The sequence below is a fragment of the Chryseobacterium cucumeris genome, assembly GCF_016775705.1.
GTDB classification, from domain to species: domain Bacteria; phylum Bacteroidota; class Bacteroidia; order Flavobacteriales; family Weeksellaceae; genus Chryseobacterium; species Chryseobacterium cupriresistens.
Map to the genome: position 1 here is coordinate 2,144,066 of NZ_CP068760.1, position 18,433 is coordinate 2,162,498.

Here is an 18,433-nt window from a genome sequence, read left to right on the forward strand (position 1 = left end):
ATGATCCCTGTTCAATTAACTATCGAAGGACTTTACTCGTACCGGGAACGCCAGACCATTGATTTCAGAAATCTCACTGAGGCGGGTCTGTTTGGGATTTTCGGAGCTGTGGGTTCCGGAAAATCATCAGTTCTTGAGGCCATTTCGTTTGCTTTATACAGTGAAACGGAACGTCTGAATATGCGCGATAAAAGGGCTTATAACATGATGAATTTAAAATCAAACAGTTCTTATATTGAATTTGATTTTATCAATTATGAGAATAAACTTTTCCGTGCTTCCCGTGATTTTAAGCGAAATTCAAAGAAATTTGAAGAAGTAAAGCCTAACGCGGTTACATTTTATGAAAACATCAATGGCAAATGGATTCCTTTGGATCACTCGAATGCAGAACCTATTATTGGATTAAGCTATTCCAACTTCAAAAGAACCATCATTATTCCGCAGGGACAGTTCAAAGAATTCCTTGAATTGGGCGCTGCAGAAAGAACGAACATGATGAAGGAAATTTTTAACCTTCAGAAATTTGACCTCCAGAACAATGTTTCTGTACTCAATGTAAAAAACAGATCTGAACTGGATCAGCTGGAAGGACAGTTAAAAGGTTTCGAAGAAATCAATGAAGAGAAGATCCGGATTCAAAAAGAGCAGCTTGCAGAGGAACAAAAAAAGCTCTCCGAATCCAATGAAAAACTGGAAAAGGTTTCCCAGACCTATCAACAGCTAAAAAACCTGAAAAGTGACTTTGACAGTTTACAGCAAAACAAAGAAAAATTCAGTAAACTCTCAGAAGAAAAGCCTCAGATGGATGCTCTGGAAATGCAGGCAGAATTATACGACAGGATTTTCAGAATTTTCAACCCTTTGATTATTGAGAAAAATAAACTCTCAAAAGAAATTGCTTCAAAACGAAACGAAAAGGAGCAGCAAATCAAAGACTGGCAGGAAACTGAAAGGGCTTTTAATACTGTAAAAGAGCAGCTCATGACTCTTGAACCACAGTTTAAGGCATTAGAGCAATCCAGAATTCAGGAAAATGATCTGAACCTTATTATTCAGATCCTGAAATTTTCTGAAGAAATCAAGATCCTGAACGAAAGAACCCGGAAAGGTTCTGAAAAAGTAAAAGAAGTAAATCTTCATAAAGAGAAAATTCAAAAGACTATTGATGAGCTTTCCGCACAGATTAAAACCTTAAAAGAACAAAAACTGGATTCTGCCCTGCTTTCTGAAGTGGGCAACTGGTTTATTCAGCAAAAGAATTTAAAAAAATCGCTTCAGGAACAAGCTGAAAAGATCGGGAAACATCAAAAGCAGATCGGAGAAATTACAGAAGAATTAAAGCCTTTTGCTTATACCGAAAATTATAAAGAAGATTTCAGAATCAGAAAAGAAACCTTAGAGGCTCAAAAAAAGGAACTTTCCCAGAAACTGGATCATCTCAAAATACAAAAAGAACTTTCCCGTTTTGCCAGTGAACTTCATGACGGAGAAAACTGCCCGCTCTGTGGTTCTAAAGAACATCCGCATATTGTGGAATTTCATGATGTAAATACTGAACTGCAGGAAATTCAGGAGAAAATAGCATCGCTTGAACAGGAAGCAACAGGACTTCAAAAGCAGGAGGCTGAAATTGACAAGATTCTGGACCGTAAAAAGATCTTTGAGGAACAGCTTTTTTCGGAACAAAAAATACTGCTGCAGATTCAGAAGGATATTGAAAATCATCTGCTGAATTTCACCTGGAAACAATTTGCTTCCAACCAGGAAGAGGAATTTGAGAAAAAACGCTCAGACTCGTTTACGCTGGAGAAAAAGATTGAAGAAACGGAACGGAATATCGCTTTAGCAAGGGAAAATTTTGACAGAGAATCCAAAACACTGGAAAAATATAAGAGTGCTCTTGAAGCTTTCCGTCTGGAAGAAGTTTCGAAGCAGGAGCAAATTAATATCAGCCGTTCCGGTCTTAAAATTCTCGAATGGGATCTGTATGCTCAAAAGGAAATAAAAGAAATTGAAGAATCATATCAAAAGCTTGCTTATTCTAATAAAGAGATTGAAGAGAATTACCTGAAAACTGTAGAACAGGAAAAAATTCTTTCTCCGAAACTGGCAGAGCAAAAGGCTATTGTGAGCCAATCTGAAAAGCAGATTACAGAGCTGGAGAAGGAAATTTCAGGGAATGAAGAAGCAGTTGTCAAAGCATTGGCTGATCAAAATTTCACAGAATTTAAAGAAGTTGAGAATATTTTACTTCAGGAAATTAATGTTGAGCTGGTGAGGACTAAAGTTCAGCTTTTCAAAGTTGAATTTGAAGCTTTAAAGAAATTCATCGGAGAGCTGGAGTTAAAACTGAAAGGCCTTTCGTTCAATAACGAACAGTTTTCTATCGCTGAACAGCAGTTCACCGAAGCACAAACCGAACAAAAGCAGATTAGTGATTCTGTAGTCACAAAAACTGCTGAAATAGATCGTCTGGAAAAGGAATTTGTAAAAAAAGAGGAACTTCTGAAAGAACTTGCACAACTTCAAAAACGCTCAGAAAATTTAAAAATCATGATGAATCTTTTTAAAGGTGCGGGTTTTGTACAATATGTTTCATCTATTTATCTGAGACAGCTTTGTGATCATGCTAATGTGCGTTTTCACCGGATGACCAGAAATCAGCTGAGCCTCCAGCTGAATGAGAATAACGATTTTGAAATTATTGATTACCTCAACGAAGGAAAAAGCAGAAGTGTCAAAACACTTTCCGGAGGCCAGGCATTTCAGGTATCTTTAAGTCTGGCTCTGGCTCTTGCAGAAAGTGTTCAGGCCAATGCGCAGGCCGATAAAAATTTCTTCTTTATTGATGAAGGTTTTGGAACTCAGGATACGGAATCTGTGAATATCGTTTTTGAAACGCTCACCAACCTGATGAAAGAAAACAGGATTGTAGGAATTATTTCGCACGTGGAAGAACTGAAAGAGAAAATTCCTACAGCACTCAATATTATTAAAGACGAAGAAAGAGGAAGTCTGATTGAGATTGTTTAATACTATATTTAAAACAACAAAAGCCACAAAAGAAACAGATCTTTCGTGGCTTTCACACCTCACAAACTTTCCTGTTACAGTCCTTTTATAACAGGCTTCACTTCATTTCCAAACAATTCTATCGATTTCATCATCACATCATGAGCAGGATCTCCTACATCCATGTGGCCGATAAATCTTGTAATTCCGAAAATTTCTTTCATATAAGCAATCTTGTCTGCTACTTCCGCCGGACTTCCGATAAATAATGCACCATCTTTACTTCTTCCACCTTCATATTGTGCTTTTGTATAAGGAGCCCAACCTCTTGAAACTCCAATTCTGTCCATCTGTGATTTATAATTATGGAAATATCCATCCACTACTTTCTGATCATCACTCACAAAAGTATGGGAGTGAATTGCGATCTGCATTTTTGAAACATCATGTCCCGCTTTTTGGTATTCCTGCTTATAAAACTCGATCAGATTTCTAAACTGGATTGGCATTCCTCCAATAATAGCTACCACTAATGGCATTCCCAATTGTGCTGCACTCAAAACAGACTGCGGCGTTCCCCCAACGGCTCTCCAGATGGAAATTTTTCCGTCATTTTTTGCTCTTGGGTATACCGTCTGATTCTGCATCGGTGCACGAAGTTTTCCTGACCAGCTTACATTTTCTTCAGAATTGATTTTCAGTAATAATTCCAGTTTTTCATCAAATAGCTGTTCATAATCATTCAGTGAATAGCCATACAAAGGAAATGATTCGATGAAACTTCCACGTCCGACAAAGATCTCTGCTCTTCCGTCTGAAATTAAATCCAGCGTTGAAAAATCCTCATACACTTTTACCGGCTCCGAAGAACTCAAAACAGTAACTCCACTGGCCAGTTTTATATTTTTTGTAATGCTTGCTGCTGCTGCCAAAACAATCTCCGGAGAGGAAACAGCATAATCCGGACGGTGATGTTCTCCCATAGCAAAAACATCAATTCCTACCTCATCCATCAATTTTACCTGATCCAGTATTTCACGGATCTTAATTCCTGCATCTCTATATTTCCCGGTTGACTGGTCAAAAGCCAGATCACCGAACATTCCTATTCCTAATTCCATATTGTTGATTTTAGTGATACAAAGTTACCACTATGGAAAATCAAAAACATTGATGTTTGTTAAGATCGGAAGGGCTGTTGAATACTGATGATTCTTTTGTTGGAAAACGCAAAGGCGCAAGGAATTTTTATTTTTATGATTTTTTAAGGCGCAAGAAAATCAAAGATTTTCAGCAAAGGCAGAATGATATTTAGATTAAATTTTATCCCAAATCAAGCAGATTACGCAGATTTCCATTGCATCTGCTTAATCTGCAAAATCAGCGTGAAATAAAATTACAAATCATAAAATTTTATCGCAGATAAAATCCTTGCGTCTTACAACATAACCTATTTAATAATCTTGCGCCCTTGCGTTTTCCAAAAAACATAATACTTGTGTAGCAAAAACAAAAAATCCAGCCTTTCCGACTGGATTGTATTATTATTTCTTCAGATACAAATCAAAATAATCTGTAATTTTCTGCATCAGGTGAACTCTGTCTTTCCCGATCACATTATGCGGATGTCCCGGATAAGTAAAGTAATCCAGCTGAACTCCGTTATCAACAGCAGATTTGATGAATTTAATAGAATGCTGCCATACGACTACATCATCCTGTGCACCGTGAATCATCAGTAATTTTCCTTTCAGGTTCTGAACTTTATCCAATAGATTTGCAGCCGCATAACCTTGTGGATTTTCCTGCGGAGTATCCATATATCTTTCTCCGTACATGATCTCGTACATGCTCCAGTCGATTACAGGTCCTCCTGCTACACCCACTTTGAATACATCCGGCTTACGAAGCATAAAACTTGTTGTCATAAATCCTCCGAAGCTCCATCCATGAATTCCCATTTTATCTCCGTCTACATAAGGAAGAGATTTTAAGTACTCTACACCTTTCATCTGGTCGTTCATTTCTGTAGTTCCCAGGTTTCTGAATACAGCCTGCTCAAACTTCATTCCACGGTTAGAAGAACCTCTTCCGTCCATTGTAAAAATAATGTATCCGTTCTGAGCCATATATTCATACCAAAGGTTTCCTGAGGCCGGAAAGCTGTTCGTGATCAGCTGTAAGTGTGGTCCGTTGTACAGATAAACAATAGTCGGATATTTTTTGTTCGGATCAAAATTGGTTGGAAGAATAATTTTTCCATACAAAGGAGTTCCGTCATCAGCCTTTAACACTACGTTTTTAATTTCCGGTCTCTGATAATTTTTTAATGGATTTTCAGAAGTAAGGATATTCGTAGTTTTTAAATTAGCTGTATTGATAATGTTGGCAACTCTCGGTGAATTCGCATTGCTGTAAGCATCATACAGATAATTCCCATCGCCGCTCAAAGTTCCGATGTGCATTCCTTCTGCATTATCAAGCTTTTGCATTTTGAAGTTGGTCCAGTTGATTCTGTATAAATGTCTTTCCAAAGGAGTCTCTTTTGTTGAGGTGAAGTAGATCTCCTTTTTCTTTTCATTGAATCCTAAAATATCAGTTACCAGCCAATCTCCTTTTGTAATCTGAGCTACCAGTCCTTTTTCAAGACTATAATGGAACAAATGATTATATCCTGTTCTCTGGCTCTGCCAGATAAAGTCCGTATTAGAATTCGGGAAGAAAGTAAGCGGGTGCTGCGGCTCTACATATTTGCTGTCTGTTTCTTCAAATAATGTTTTTACCAATTCTCCTGTTACAGCATCATACTGATTCATTTTCATATGATTCTGGCCTCTGTTCAGAACCCCTACAAAGATATATTTTGAATCCGGGCTCCATGTAACCGCTGTCAGATATTGGTCTTTTTCTCCCTCCACCTTTAAGAAAGTGGTAGATTGGGTTTTAAGATTGAAAACGCCTAATGTCACCTGATGAGAAGTCTGACCAGCCATCGGGTATTTGATATTGTTGTTTACAGCAGGTGTTACAGACCAATCGATGATCGGGTAATCTGCTACCATGCTCTGATCCATTTTATAGAAAGCTACACTCTCAGAATTCGGGGCAGGAAAAATTCCGGTATCAATTCCGAATTCATTTCTATGAACTGCCTGACCACTGATTATATTTTCGTTGGCTTCGTTAGTTACAGCAATCGTTTTTCCGCTCTTGTTTACAAACAAATTATTCTTTACTGTGAAGGCAAAAGTCTGGTTATCACCAAACATTTTTAGGTTGGCGGCATCCTGATCAATGACAGCTGTACTTTTTATTTTCCAGTCATTTCCTGATTTTTCAATCCATGACATTTTACCTTCTGTAGTAAAGTATCCTTTAGAATTCCCTGTAAATTTGATTGCGGGAACAGTTTTAAGCTTATCAGCAGAAAGGTTTCTGTTCAGCTGACTCAAGGAGATCAGGGTATCCTGTTTGTTGGTCTTCAAATCTGTGATCAGATAACCGCCTTTCACCGCCTGGATATAAGATTTTCCGTCTGCAGCCCATGAAAACTGAGAGATATTTTTCACAGCAAGGTTGGTTCTCATCCCATTTACAGCCTCCGCCATGGTAAACTTCTGGGTTTGGGCAAATGCTGAACTGCCTACAACCAGCATCAATAAAGAAAATTTATGTAATTTCATTGTATAAAATTGAATCCTTCAAAAATAAGAAATAAAAATCATTCGTTAAGAAATGTTAAATTAAAACATTGATAAAATGGAATTCATGTATTCAAAGGAATTATTCCTTAACTTAATAGTAGAATTTTTAACGGGATTAGGATAGGTGAATTGTGAATAGTCAATCCGCTGCGCTGTCAATTGGATGTTGAAATAAATTCACCATTCACTTGCGAAGCGAAATTCACCATTGATTATTAAATGAGTCAATCATGAACTGTCAATCCGCTGCGCTTGTCAATTTGGATGTTGGAATAAATTCACCATTCCTTGCGAAGCAAAATTCATCATTGATTATTAAATGAGTCAATCGTGAACTGTCAATCCGCTTCGCTTGTCAATTGGATGTTGAAATAAATTCACCATTCACTTCCGGAGCAAAATTGACGATTGACAAAAAAACTCATTTCTTATCCTATATCAATGACTTGTATAGGTACGCTGTCCTAAATTTGCATTATTAATAACAAACAAAAAATACGAAATACAATGGCAACAAAATGGATTTTAGACCCTACGCATAGTGAAATTACTTTCAAAGTAAAACACATGATGATCTCTAACGTAAAAGGAAGCTTCAGAACTTTCACTGCTGAAATTGACTCTGAAGATGAGTTTTTTGCAAATGCTAAAACTACTGCTACTATCCAGACGGATTCTGTATTCACCAACAATACAGACAGAGACAATCACTTAAAGTCGGCGGAGTTCTTCAATGCTGAAGTTCACCCTACGATCACATTTGAATCTCAGGCATTAAACAATACTGTTGTAGGTAATCTTACCATCAATGGAATTACAAAACCTATAACACTTGATGTAGATTTCGGAGGAATTAATGTAGACCCATGGGGAAATACAAAAGCAGGTTTCTCTTTTGAAGGAAAAATCAGCAGAAAAGATTTCGGATTAAACTGGAATGCTGCTCTTGAAGCAGGAGGTGTAATGGTAAGTGATGATGTAAAAGTAGCTGGTGAATTACAGTTTGTAAAGCAAGCATAGTTAATAACATATATTTTAAAAGGTTCAGGGATTTTTCTAAAAGCCTTGAACCTTTTATTTTTTATAATCTTCAATATTTATGAACCTCAACGATCTTCAAAACATTAGCGACGGTTTTAAAAGTACACAGAGAATGCCTGTTTTATTTCTTGGACATGGTTCACCAATGAATGCCATTGAAGAGAATCAATTTGTACAGGGTTTCCGGAAAGCAGCCTCAGAAATTCCAAAGCCCAATGCAATTCTTTGTATTTCTGCCCACTGGTATACGGACGGAACTTTTGTAACGGCTATGGATATGCCGAAAACCATTCATGATTTTTACGGTTTTCCCAAAGCCCTTTTTGATGTGCAGTACCCTGCACCGGGAAATCCCGAACTGGCAAGAGAAACTGCAGAGTTACTTCTTCCTGTAGATGTGGAAGAAGATCATAGCTGGGGACTTGATCATGGGGCATGGTCTGTGATCAAACATATGTATCCTGATGCAGATATTCCGGTGATCCAGCTGAGTATTGATTATACAAAACCTCCTCAGTATCATTATGATCTGGCAAAAAGACTGAACAAACTTCGTGAAAAAGGTATCCTGATCATCGGAAGTGGAAATATTGTTCATAATCTTCGTCTTATTGACTGGAAAAACATCAATACAGTAGGAGCCGGCTGGGACTGGGCAGTGGAAGCCCGTGAAAAAACCAACAACTGGCTTCTGGATGGCAATTTTCAGAATATCATAGATTACCAGAAACAGGGTACGTTCTTACAATATGCTGTTCCTACTCCTGATCATTATCTCCCTCTATTATATACTTTAGGATTGAAAGATCAGGCTGAAGAGCTTACTTTATTCAATGATGAGCTTATCGGGGGTTCATTGAGTATGACAAGTGTAAGGATTGGATAGCCTTCTCTATATTAAAACAAAAAGGAAATACCTCAGCTGAGATATTTCCTTTTTTTTATAGGGTTATTATTTTATTGTACAGCTTTTAAAACATTGATATTTCCATAGCCATAGCTTGAATTAACATTTGGATAGTAGGTTGAAGCCTGTCTCATTTTAGTAAGAACCTGGTCTCTTGTCCATGATGGATTTTTAGCCCAAACGAGTGCCGCAATTCCCGCTGTAGCTGCTGTAGCCACTGAAGAACCACCCACATAATCTGCCTGACCATTGTAATAGCTCAATACAGGAACGGTATTTCCTGAAGATCTCTCCATCTGGAAGGTAAAATCAATCTGACTTCCCGAGTGGCACACATCACATTTCTGATTGGAAGTATTTTCTTTCACTCCCGTTATAGCCTGAGTTTCCGGCATGGATGCAGGGAAAATTACTCCGACAAAGCTGGTAAAGCTGGTTGAGGTACCTCCGGCGCAGAAAATCAGTTTTCCTTTAGAATAAGCATATTTAACACCGTCTTCAATTTTTCCAACGGAAAAGATGTGTCCCATCGACATAGAAATGATTTTTACATTGGTATTGTTACCCAATTCAGTGAAAGCCGTTTTTACAGCAGTTTGCTCACTGGATGTTTCAAGAACAACATTTTCTGCGGCTCTGTAAGCGATCAGATTGGCATTATAAGCTACTCCTACAGGTAATCCTGCATTATTTCTCGGAGCTGCTATTACAGAAGCCATTTTTGTTCCATGCCCGCACTGATCTCCTGATCCATCTGAATTATACACTCCGTATTTGCTGATTGTTCTTCCTGAAGAAGCTCCATTATTAAAACTTCCACCCAATAAAGTCTGTTCAGGAGAAACACCTGTATCAATAAGCCCGATGGTTACGCCTGCTCCGGTACTATAGCCCCAGGCTTCAGGAATGCTGTGTTTAGTAAAAGCCCACGGTATTTTTGCACCTGGCGTTGTTGAGGTATAGTCTGCAGTACTTAATGTAGATGATGAAAATCCACACCCTGACGAACCGCTTCCTGAAGATTTTGCAGCTGCATTATATTGAGCTTCAAATTCAAAATAATGATAATCTGCCGGTTCTACATATCGGATGTTCTTCATTTGGCGAAGTGCGGAAACAGTTTCCTCATTTTCAATGACAACATCCATCTGATTAAGATACTGATCTGAAAGAAGAAGGAAATTTCTTTCGTCTTTTCCTTCATACTTTTTGATCACAGAAAGAACTTCTTTTTCGATATCATTGCTGTTTGGAGATTTACTTCTATCGAAATCATCTTTAGAAGTTCCAAAACCGATCGATACCATTTTATTTCCGCGGAAAATAGCACTCCATACGAAATGATCGGATTCATTCTTCCAATTGAAAGTACCGTCCGTTTTAATCGCCTGATTGATCCTTTCGTTGATTTGTTTTGCAGTCAACGGATCTTTCTGGGACATTTCGGTTTTTACATTTTCGTTCTGAAGATCTTCTCTGGTGCACGAGTTTAAGGCAAAAAATATTGCCAGTAGGAATACAGTTTTTTTCATATGTTATAATTTTGGTTGAGACCACAATATAACACTTTAACGGGAATTAAAAATTGAAAAAAAATGAATTTAGCATTACATGAATATTAAATTACAATACTTTCTCGTAGCACACACTTTGCTCTATTCCAACGTATTGACCATAATTAGGTATTTTGTAAAAACCACTTTTTTCATACACCGAGATGGCACTCTTAAGGTCCCTGGAAGTTTCCAATACAGCTTTTGTAAAGTTCAATTCTGTTGCCCAGCTTTGAAGTTCTTTCACAATAGCGGAACCTAATCCTTTTTTTCTGAAATCAGGATGGGTAAACATTCTTTTTATTTCTATGGTATCTTCTGAAAATGGTTTGAATGCTCCGCAGGCTGCTGGAATATCATCTATATAGGCTACGATACAGTTTTTGATAGTATCTATTGTATTGAACTGAGCAAAGAAGTCATCATTTTCTCCATTATGTTCGGATAAAGTAGCGTCAAGGGATTTTACAAGAGTTTGAAAATCTGTATTGGCAGAATCTGTTCTGAGTATATTCATCTAGTTGATTTAACGATTTAAAAATTGAAGGATTTAAAGATTTGTGAAAACAAAAAGCTCCCTTCCGGAAGCTTTCAAGTATTTTGTATTAGTTGACAACAAATTTTCGTTCGTTAATCAATTCTGCAATGGCCAGCATATCTTTACCGATCAGTCTGTCATCTTCAAGCTTGGCAACTTTAGAACGAAGAATTGCAAAGTTTTCTTCAATTACTTTAGAGCATTTCGCAGGTCTCCTGAATTCAAGTCCCTGAGCGGCAAACATCAGCTCAACAGACAGAATATTCACAAGATTTCCCAGAACCTGATTGAATTTTCTTCCTGAAATACTTCCCATAGAAACATGGTCTTCCTGTCCTAAACTTGTTGGAATAGAATCTGCCGACGCCGGGAAGCATAATGTTTTATTTTCTGTAACCAAGGCTGCTGAAGTGTACTGAGGGATCATAAATCCGGAATTCAATCCTGAGCTTTCCGTTAATAATCTTGGAAGTCCATATTTTCCTTCTAATAATAAGTAGCTTCTTCTGTCTGAAATATTCCCTAGCTCTGCAGCTGCTAATGTAGCATAATCTAAAGGTAATGCCATCAGCTGTCCATGGAAGTTTCCACCTGAAATAGATTCTTCAGCACTTAATACGATCGGATTATCCGTAACGGAATTCAATTCTGTTTCTGCCATTCCTCTAAGATGCTCAAAAGCATTTCTGCTGGCTCCGTGAACCTGTGGTACACATCGCATGGAATAAGGATCCTGCACTCTTTCACAGTCTTCGTGAGCTTTCAAGTTTTCTGATCCCTTTAAGAACTTAAGCATTCTTGCCGCTACTTTTTTACTGCCTTCAAACGGTCTGATCTCATGAAGTTCTTTTTTGAAAGGGCTTGCAGAACCTCTGTACGCTTCAATACTCATAGCTGCCGTCATATCCGCCAGATCCAGTAAGTATTCAAATTTTTCAAGTCCTTTGATGGCATGGGCAAGGATAAACTGTGTTCCGTTGATCAGCCCTAATCCTTCTTTCGGACCTAAAGCCAGTGGTTCAAGGTCATGCTTTTTCAACACTTCCATGGTATCGGAAACCATATCTCCTTCCCAAACCTGTCCTAAGCCAAGTAAAGGCAATACGAGATGCGCTAATGGAGCAAGGTCTCCGGAAGCTCCTACAGATCCCTGTTCAGGAACCACAGGAATAATATCTTTCTCAAGCATCAGAATCATTCTTTCAATCACCTCCAGGGAAACTCCTGAAAATCCTTTAGAAAGAGCATGTACCTTAGCAATCATCATGATTTTGGAAAGTTCTTTATCAATAGGCTTTCCAACACCCACCGCATGAGAAATGATCAGGTTATATTGTAACTGAGCGGTTTCATCCGCTGAAATTTTCGTGTCACATAATGGCCCGAATCCTGTATTGATTCCATATACACATCTGTCTGACTCTACTATTTTCTGTACGTTTTTCTGAGATTTTAAAATTTGTTCTTTTGCAGCTTTGTTCAGCTTCGCTTTATTTGGTTTTTTACATATTTCCAGAACATCATGGAAAGTAAAAACATCTACCCCGTATATCATTTCTAAAAAATTTCCTTAAAATTACGCATTTAACAATAATTGGAAAAGCTAAATTTCAATCTTCTATATTTTTATAAAACAAGCGAATTAATTTACTACATTTAGCCCCGAAAATTAAAAACAATAATACATGAGACTGAAAACTCTACTCCTTGCTTTATGTGTAGCAAGCACAGCTGCTTTCGCCCAGAAAGTAAAATATTCAAAAGAAGAAAGAAAAGAAATGAACCGCTATCTGTTTAACGAAGGTTTCAATACCGCAACAGATAAAAAAGTTTCCACCATTATTTTAAAGGATAATACAGAACATCAGGGTTACAGCAAATCCTGGGAAAAACAGAGGGGACAGATTCTTTCCATCACCATTGAGGATGTTGATACCAGAAAGCCTATAAAATTCGAAGCAGCCGATATTGCTGAAATGTATTTATATGCGACAGAGACTGAAAAGTCGATGAAAGCGGCAAAGTTTATTTCAAACATGAGAAATTACAGCACAAAAAAGTACGGCAAATCTGTCACCGACGATGCCATTCCTTACGAAAACCAGATTGTTTCTTTAAAAAACAAGAAAGAGCCAAGAGCTTTTTTAATGCAGGTCATCAATCCTGAATTTAATGAGCTTATTACGGTTTATCATGATCCGTTTGCTTCAGAAACAGTGAGTACCGGGTTTGCTGGCGCACCTGCATTTGGCGGAGGTGTTATTAAATCCTATTATGTAAAGAAAGGCAATAAAGTAATGTGGCTTCACAAAGATGATTTTGAAGACAACTATGACTTTTTATTTGGTGACAATCCTGAATTCATGAAAAAATATCCAAAAAATTCTGTAGAGTGGAATTATTTAAGCTTTCTCATCTATCAGTATACCGAAATGAACCACGGATAGGATACACTGTCAAAATACCGGAACCTGTAGAATTATCTGCAGGTTTTTTCTTTTTTTAAATAGGGAAAGTTTCCTTAATTTTGTTATATGAATCCTTCTTTAGAATTACAGCTCAAAACCTTACCATCCGAACCCGGCGTTTATCGTTATTATGATAAAAACGAACAGCTTTTGTATGTGGGAAAAGCTAAAAATCTGAAAAAGAGGGTACTCTCCTATTTCAACAAAAACCTCTCAGGATACAGGATCAAAATAATGGTCAGCAAAATCCAGCGATTGGAAACGACGATTGTAAACAGCGAGTATGATGCACTTTTATTGGAAAATAATCTGATTAAAGAGTACCAGCCGTTTTATAATGTTATGTTGAAGGATGACAAGACCTATCCATGGATCTGCATCAAAAATGAAGATTTTCCAAGAATTTTTCTGACCAGAAATATGATTAAAGACGGATCCGAATATTATGGTCCGTATGCAAAAGTACGTCCTGCAAAAATATTGCTGGATACTATAAAACACATTTATAAGCTTAGAACCTGTAATCTGAATCTTTCCCCATCCAAAATTGCGGAAGGCAAATATAAAGTCTGCCTGGAATATCATATCAAAAACTGCGAAGGGCCCTGTGAAGATCTTGAAAGCAAGGAAGATTATGACGAAAAAATAGATGCCATCCGCGGAATTATTAAAGGGGATTTCCGTAAGGCAAAGGATTATCTGGTGAATCAGATGATGAAGCTGGCTTCCAATCTTAAATTTGAAGAAGCTCAGATCATTAAGGAAAGACTGGATATTCTTGAGGATTATCAGGCTAAAAATACCGTTGTAAATCCGAATATTGATGATGTAGATGTTTTCGGGATGACCAGTGATGAGACCGCTGCTTATGTCAATTTCTTTAAAATCAGAAACGGAAATATCATCCAGAGTTTTACCACCGAGATTAAAAAGATTCTTGAGGAAACGGATGAAGATATTATGGAAGAAGCTTTGATTGAGATCCGTCAGAAGTTTTCTTCCGATTCTAAAGAAGTTCTTTTACCGTTTCACCTTTCTGTAGAAATTCCCAATGTAAAACTGATTGTTCCTAAGGTTGGAGACAAAAAAAGAATTGTAGAACTTTCTGAAAAGAATGCTAAAGAATACCGTCTGGAAAAGCTGAAACAGGTTCAGATTGTAGATCCTGAAAGACATACCAACAGAATCATGGCAGAAATGCAGAAATTGTTGAGAATGCCTGTTGAACCAAGGCATATTGAAGGTTTTGATAACTCAAACATTCAGGGAACCAATCCTGTGTCTGCATGTGTTGTTTTTAAAGATGGAAAACCGAGCAAAGCAGATTACAGAATTTTCCATCCTAAAACGGTAGAAGGACCTAACGATTTTGCTACGATGGAAGAAGTAATCTACCGCCGTTACAAAAGAATGCTTGATGAGGGAGAAAGTCTTCCCCAGCTGATTCTGATAGATGGAGGAAAAGGACAGCTTTCTTCTGCTGTAAAAAGTCTCAGGTTATTGGGACTTTATGGAAAAATTACCATTGTAGGAATCGCCAAGAGGCTGGAAGAAATATTCTTTCCGGAAGATCCTATTCCTTTATATCTGGACAAAAAATCTGAAACGTTGAAAATCCTTCAGCGTGTTCGTGATGAAGCTCACCGGTTTGGGGTAAAACATCACAGAACGAGAAGAAAAAACTCTACGATAAAATCTGAACTTGAAGAAATTCCTGGAGTTGGAGAAAAAACAATCGAATTGCTTTTGTCTAAACTGAAGTCTGTAAAACGCATCAAAGAAGCCAATTTTGAAACTCTTGAAGAAATTCTGGGAAAAAGCAAAGCTAAAGTGATTTGGGAATTTTTTAATGCTAACTGATAAATTGATGCACTACGGCAGCTAATTTATCACAAACAAAATGAAGTTTTCATACAAAACTCATATACTTTTTTTATTTCCTCAATAAGAGACAAAAACCAACAATCCCCATTACAAAAAGGAAATTTATCAATGAAAAACACAAACGAATAAATATTTCATTAAATATTAGTATTATTTATATTTTTTCCATAAATTAGTATTATCAACTAATGACAATAATACTATGAAAATTCTTCTCTTTTTTATAAATCTATTCACATTTTCATTTGCTATTTGATACCCCAATTACTTTCATATCTATAGGGCTCTGTCTAAAATACTAAAAGAATGAAAAACACATCAACATATATATTATAAAAGGCTCTTTTTAAGAGCCTTTTATGTATTTTGTTATGTACAATTTATTTTGCAATAAAAACTTCTTTGGAAAATTTGCCATCGGCCTGGGGAATATCAATCACAATACTTCCATTTTCAAAATATCCTATTGTAGTAGTTGCGTCAGCTAGTTTAACTATGAAAACAGAATTCTTAGAAGTTGATTTGAAAACAGCAAATGGTACGGAACTTCCGGATTTTGCCAAAATAAACTGATTAGAGTCAATCTGTATTTTCTGAAGATCAAGTTTCCCGTTTGAATAGTTATTCGCCTCCGGAGTTATTGCAGATACAACGGTTTCAGAAACTGTATTCTGTACGTTTTCAGTAGCATCTGACATTTTAGCAGGTTTCATTTCTACCGGGCTGGAAAGTGGAACATGTGTCAAAGCCTGCTTTAAAGCATCAGGAAATCCTTCTTCAAATTCTTTTATATCTGAGCGCCCTTTAGATTCTAAAATGACCTTTTTATTGCAATCTTTGAACTGCAAAATCACTTTATTTGTAAATAAGCTCTTATCATTCAGCACTTCAGCATTAATTACATTACAGGAATTATTTCTAGCCTCAGATGGCCATTTGTCCATTGCCTCAGTTAAAATTTCATACTTCTTTCCCTGCAGCCCTTTAGCCAGATAAGCTTCCAATCCAAAACTGCTGTTTTTAAAGGTTTTAAATTTTTCGGGAATCACTACATATTTATAATCTGAAACCTTCTGCGTAAAAGCCATTGTTGAGCTTATTACCAACATCAGCATTAATAACTTTTTCATTTTTATAATTTTAATCGTTTCTAAATGCTCCCATATCCAGTTTTAAGGAGAAGAAATTGGAATAGAAATTAGATCCGCCAATCCCTGAATTTGTAATGGCATAATCCAGTGTAAGCCCTCTGTATCTTATTCCAAGACCTGCACTTGGCTGGAAAGAAACTTTTCTTTTAAGATCTTCTATATCTGTAATAGACTGGAATCTGTTGATCCCCAATCTCACAAAAATCATTTTCTGGTATCCCAGCTCAGCTCCTGCGTAAGGACTGATACTGGCAAAGTCTGTAGAAATTAAGGATGCTGTTTTAGCAAAATCCACATTTATACCTGCTTCCGGCAATACATATACGCTGCTGTTGATTTCGAATAATTTGCTGGCCCCTACATTCAGTTTAGGCATTGTAAGTTCCAGTTTATCTTTGGGAGCAGGGTTAAATTCTTCTCCATTTACAACAGTAGAAAGTTCTTTCTGATTGACCGTCCAGAAGTTGACAGTAGTTGTAATATCTCTCACCATCCCCCCGAACTTCCATCCGTTATCTGCTTTATAAATCGCCCCAACATCGAAACCAAAACCATAACCATTAGCAAATTTACCCACATTTCTATATACAATCTTAGCATTTATCCCGACATCTAATTTTGGATTTCCTCCTGGTCTGAATGCATAAGAAAGAATTGCAGCATAATCGGATTGAGAGAACTTTGTAATTTTATCATAATCAATATTCCCTTCAGAATCGATCATCTGGGTTGTATTTAAAATATTATCTACTCCCAGTCTTACTACGGAAACCCCAAAAACACCTTCCTCAAGTACTTTTGCATAAGCCAGATAGTCATATTTTGCAATAGACTCAAAGTATTCTGCGTGCATTGCTGCTCCCTGCCAGTCTCTTTCGATAGACATTAAACCTGCGGGATTCCACATAGGAGAATATACATCATCCTGGTTGGTAATTACCGCTCCTCCCATTGCAAGTCCTCTTGCTCCGGCTCCGATATTTAAAAATTCATTGGAATATTTTCTGATAATCTGAGATTGAGAAAGCCCAAACAACAGTGAAAATGCAAGTAAAAAATATTTTTTCATCATATAAATTTGATGCTTAGTTTAAGTTTTTAGTTTTTCTGGCTTTTATTAATCCGTTTGCAATGATTGCCAGTATCATAACACCTGAAGCGACATAAAATACAGGGCTCATATGTTCTGATTCCCCAAAGATAAAAAAAGCTAGTATAATTCCGTAGACAGGTTCTAAATTAACTGTTAAAATTAAAGTAAAAGGTGATATATATTTCATTAAATTCACAGATTCCAGCATGGGAAAAGCAGTAAAAACACTGGCTAACAAGCATATTAACGCCAGATCCCTGTAGTTTATTTCATTCATCTGAAAAATTTGCCCCGAAAGCAGATAAAATATCATTAAAATAAACCAACCACAGAAGATTTCATAAAAAATAATGTTTCCCGAACTTGTTTTCCCAAACATCTTACCATTAAAAACCGAAAAAACAGTCCCGAATATCGCACAAAGAATTCCATAAATAATACCTTCTTTAAAATGAAATTCTGTTTTAAAAATCAATAATATACAGGCCACAATAACAGTTCCCATTACCACTTCAGATATATCAATTTTCCTTTTGAAAATAATGGGTTCCAGAATCGAGGCAAAAAGCGTCGATAAGGAAAGGCAGCTTAAGGCAATTGAAACATTGGAAACTTTAATAGAATAAAAGAAACAATACCAGTGAAGTGCCATTGCAAAGCCTATAGCAGCCAGCTGAAAGAATATTTTCCTGGAAACCTTAATGCTTTCCTTTTTGAAGAATCTGATAAATACATACAAAAAGATTGAGGCAAACAACATTCTGTAAAACACAAGAATCTGAGCATTGGCCTGAATCAGTTTTCCTAAAATTGCGGTGAATCCCCATAAAAAAACTATTAAATGTAACCTGAAAAGCGCCAATTTATGCATAACCTATCCCCTTTTGATTTTAACGTGCAAATTTACAAATACGCTTTTATAAATCTTACAAAAAAACATAAATTTATATTAATAAAAAGATGATAAATAATGTTTTTAATAGTTTTTACTCTTAATTCAGGACGTTTTATAATAATTTAGTAAAAATCAAAACCAATATGATATTAAGACAGGATTGAAATCAAAACAACATCTGACC

General features: G+C 36.7%; 13 protein-coding genes. 5 read left to right on the forward strand and 8 right to left on the reverse strand.

Going from position 1 to position 18,433, the window contains the following annotated elements; translation table 11 throughout:
* Complete coding sequence (locus JNG87_RS09710) at window positions 1-3,036, forward strand: AAA family ATPase (RefSeq protein WP_202843749.1); 3,036 nt, start codon at window positions 1-3, stop codon at window positions 3,034-3,036.
* Between the two features lie 74 nt (window positions 3,037-3,110).
* Here the strand turns inward: JNG87_RS09710 and JNG87_RS09715 are convergent, their stop codons facing one another.
* Entirely contained in the window at window positions 3,111-4,136 is a 1,026-nt protein-coding gene (locus tag JNG87_RS09715; protein ID WP_202843751.1) for an LLM class flavin-dependent oxidoreductase, read from the reverse strand.
* A 423-nt stretch (window positions 4,137-4,559) separates the two neighbouring features.
* Window positions 4,560-6,698 (reverse strand): S9 family peptidase, encoded by a 2,139-nt coding sequence (locus JNG87_RS09720; protein WP_202843752.1) that lies wholly within the window; start codon window positions 6,696-6,698, stop codon window positions 4,560-4,562.
* Between the two features lie 528 nt (window positions 6,699-7,226).
* Here JNG87_RS09720 and JNG87_RS09725 point away from each other — a divergent pair.
* Both JNG87_RS09725 and ygiD read left to right on the forward strand, forming a co-directional pair.
* Window positions 7,227-7,739, forward strand: a complete 513-nt coding sequence (locus JNG87_RS09725) for a YceI family protein (RefSeq protein ID WP_110011802.1) — start codon at window positions 7,227-7,229, stop codon at window positions 7,737-7,739.
* 79 nt (window positions 7,740-7,818) lie between these two features.
* Window positions 7,819-8,646, forward strand: coding sequence for a 4,5-DOPA dioxygenase extradiol (ygiD, locus tag JNG87_RS09730; protein ID WP_202843754.1), 828 nt, complete (start codon window positions 7,819-7,821; stop codon window positions 8,644-8,646).
* Between the two features lie 71 nt (window positions 8,647-8,717).
* Here the strand turns inward: ygiD and JNG87_RS09735 are convergent, their stop codons facing one another.
* The 3 genes from JNG87_RS09735 to hutH form a co-directional block, all read right to left on the reverse strand.
* Window positions 8,718-10,199 (reverse strand): S8 family peptidase, encoded by a 1,482-nt coding sequence (locus JNG87_RS09735; RefSeq protein ID WP_202843756.1) that lies wholly within the window; start codon window positions 10,197-10,199, stop codon window positions 8,718-8,720.
* 91 nt (window positions 10,200-10,290) lie between these two features.
* Complete coding sequence (locus JNG87_RS09740) at window positions 10,291-10,737, reverse strand: GNAT family N-acetyltransferase (protein WP_202843757.1); 447 nt, start codon at window positions 10,735-10,737, stop codon at window positions 10,291-10,293.
* An 88-nt stretch (window positions 10,738-10,825) separates the two neighbouring features.
* On the reverse strand, window positions 10,826-12,313 hold the full coding sequence (hutH, locus tag JNG87_RS09745) for a histidine ammonia-lyase (protein WP_202843759.1): 1,488 nt from the start codon (window positions 12,311-12,313) through the stop codon (window positions 10,826-10,828).
* Window positions 12,314-12,443: 130 nt separating this feature from the next.
* On the opposite strand from hutH, the gene JNG87_RS09750 reads away from it, so the two are divergent.
* On the forward strand, window positions 12,444-13,205 hold the full coding sequence (locus tag JNG87_RS09750; RefSeq protein WP_110011807.1) for a hypothetical protein: 762 nt from the start codon (window positions 12,444-12,446) through the stop codon (window positions 13,203-13,205).
* 87 nt (window positions 13,206-13,292) lie between these two features.
* Window positions 13,293-15,086 carry an excinuclease ABC subunit UvrC gene (uvrC, locus tag JNG87_RS09755; protein ID WP_110011808.1) on the forward strand — a complete coding sequence of 598 codons (1,794 nt, stop codon included), beginning with the start codon at window positions 13,293-13,295 and terminating at the stop codon, window positions 15,084-15,086.
* Window positions 15,087-15,490: 404 nt separating this feature from the next.
* Here the strand turns inward: uvrC and JNG87_RS09760 are convergent, their stop codons facing one another.
* Genes JNG87_RS09760 through JNG87_RS09770 form a run of 3 tightly spaced genes read right to left on the reverse strand, consistent with a single transcriptional unit; the run spans window position 15,491 to window position 18,225 of the window.
* Entirely contained in the window at window positions 15,491-16,240 is a 750-nt protein-coding gene (locus tag JNG87_RS09760) for a hypothetical protein (RefSeq protein ID WP_202843761.1), read from the reverse strand.
* A gap of 10 nt (window positions 16,241-16,250) precedes the next feature.
* Window positions 16,251-17,333: a PorV/PorQ family protein gene (locus JNG87_RS09765; protein ID WP_110011810.1), complete on the reverse strand. Its 1,083-nt coding sequence runs from the start codon at window positions 17,331-17,333 to the stop codon at window positions 16,251-16,253.
* A 13-nt stretch (window positions 17,334-17,346) separates the two neighbouring features.
* Window positions 17,347-18,225, reverse strand: a complete 879-nt coding sequence (locus JNG87_RS09770) for a DMT family transporter (protein ID WP_202843764.1) — start codon at window positions 18,223-18,225, stop codon at window positions 17,347-17,349.
* Window positions 18,226-18,433: the final 208 nt, after the last annotated feature.

What these genes read in the sequence shown, in the direction of transcription:
- JNG87_RS09710 (WP_202843749.1), top strand. Translation starts at nt 1, where the DNA reads ATGATCCCTGTTCAATTAACTATCGAAGGACTTTACTCGTACCGGGAA.
- JNG87_RS09715 (WP_202843751.1), bottom strand. Translation starts at nt 4,136, where the DNA reads ATGGAATTAGGAATAGGAATGTTCGGTGATCTGGCTTTTGACCAGTCA.
- JNG87_RS09720 (WP_202843752.1), bottom strand. Translation starts at nt 6,698, where the DNA reads ATGAAATTACATAAATTTTCTTTATTGATGCTGGTTGTAGGCAGTTCA.
- JNG87_RS09725 (WP_110011802.1), top strand. Translation starts at nt 7,227, where the DNA reads ATGGCAACAAAATGGATTTTAGACCCTACGCATAGTGAAATTACTTTC.
- ygiD (WP_202843754.1), top strand. Translation starts at nt 7,819, where the DNA reads ATGAACCTCAACGATCTTCAAAACATTAGCGACGGTTTTAAAAGTACA.
- JNG87_RS09735 (WP_202843756.1), bottom strand. Translation starts at nt 10,199, where the DNA reads ATGAAAAAAACTGTATTCCTACTGGCAATATTTTTTGCCTTAAACTCG.
- JNG87_RS09740 (WP_202843757.1), bottom strand. Translation starts at nt 10,737, where the DNA reads ATGAATATACTCAGAACAGATTCTGCCAATACAGATTTTCAAACTCTT.
- hutH (WP_202843759.1), bottom strand. Translation starts at nt 12,313, where the DNA reads ATGATATACGGGGTAGATGTTTTTACTTTCCATGATGTTCTGGAAATA.
- JNG87_RS09750 (WP_110011807.1), top strand. Translation starts at nt 12,444, where the DNA reads ATGAGACTGAAAACTCTACTCCTTGCTTTATGTGTAGCAAGCACAGCT.
- uvrC (WP_110011808.1), top strand. Translation starts at nt 13,293, where the DNA reads ATGAATCCTTCTTTAGAATTACAGCTCAAAACCTTACCATCCGAACCC.
- JNG87_RS09760 (WP_202843761.1), bottom strand. Translation starts at nt 16,240, where the DNA reads ATGAAAAAGTTATTAATGCTGATGTTGGTAATAAGCTCAACAATGGCT.
- JNG87_RS09765 (WP_110011810.1), bottom strand. Translation starts at nt 17,333, where the DNA reads ATGATGAAAAAATATTTTTTACTTGCATTTTCACTGTTGTTTGGGCTT.
- JNG87_RS09770 (WP_202843764.1), bottom strand. Translation starts at nt 18,225, where the DNA reads ATGCATAAATTGGCGCTTTTCAGGTTACATTTAATAGTTTTTTTATGG.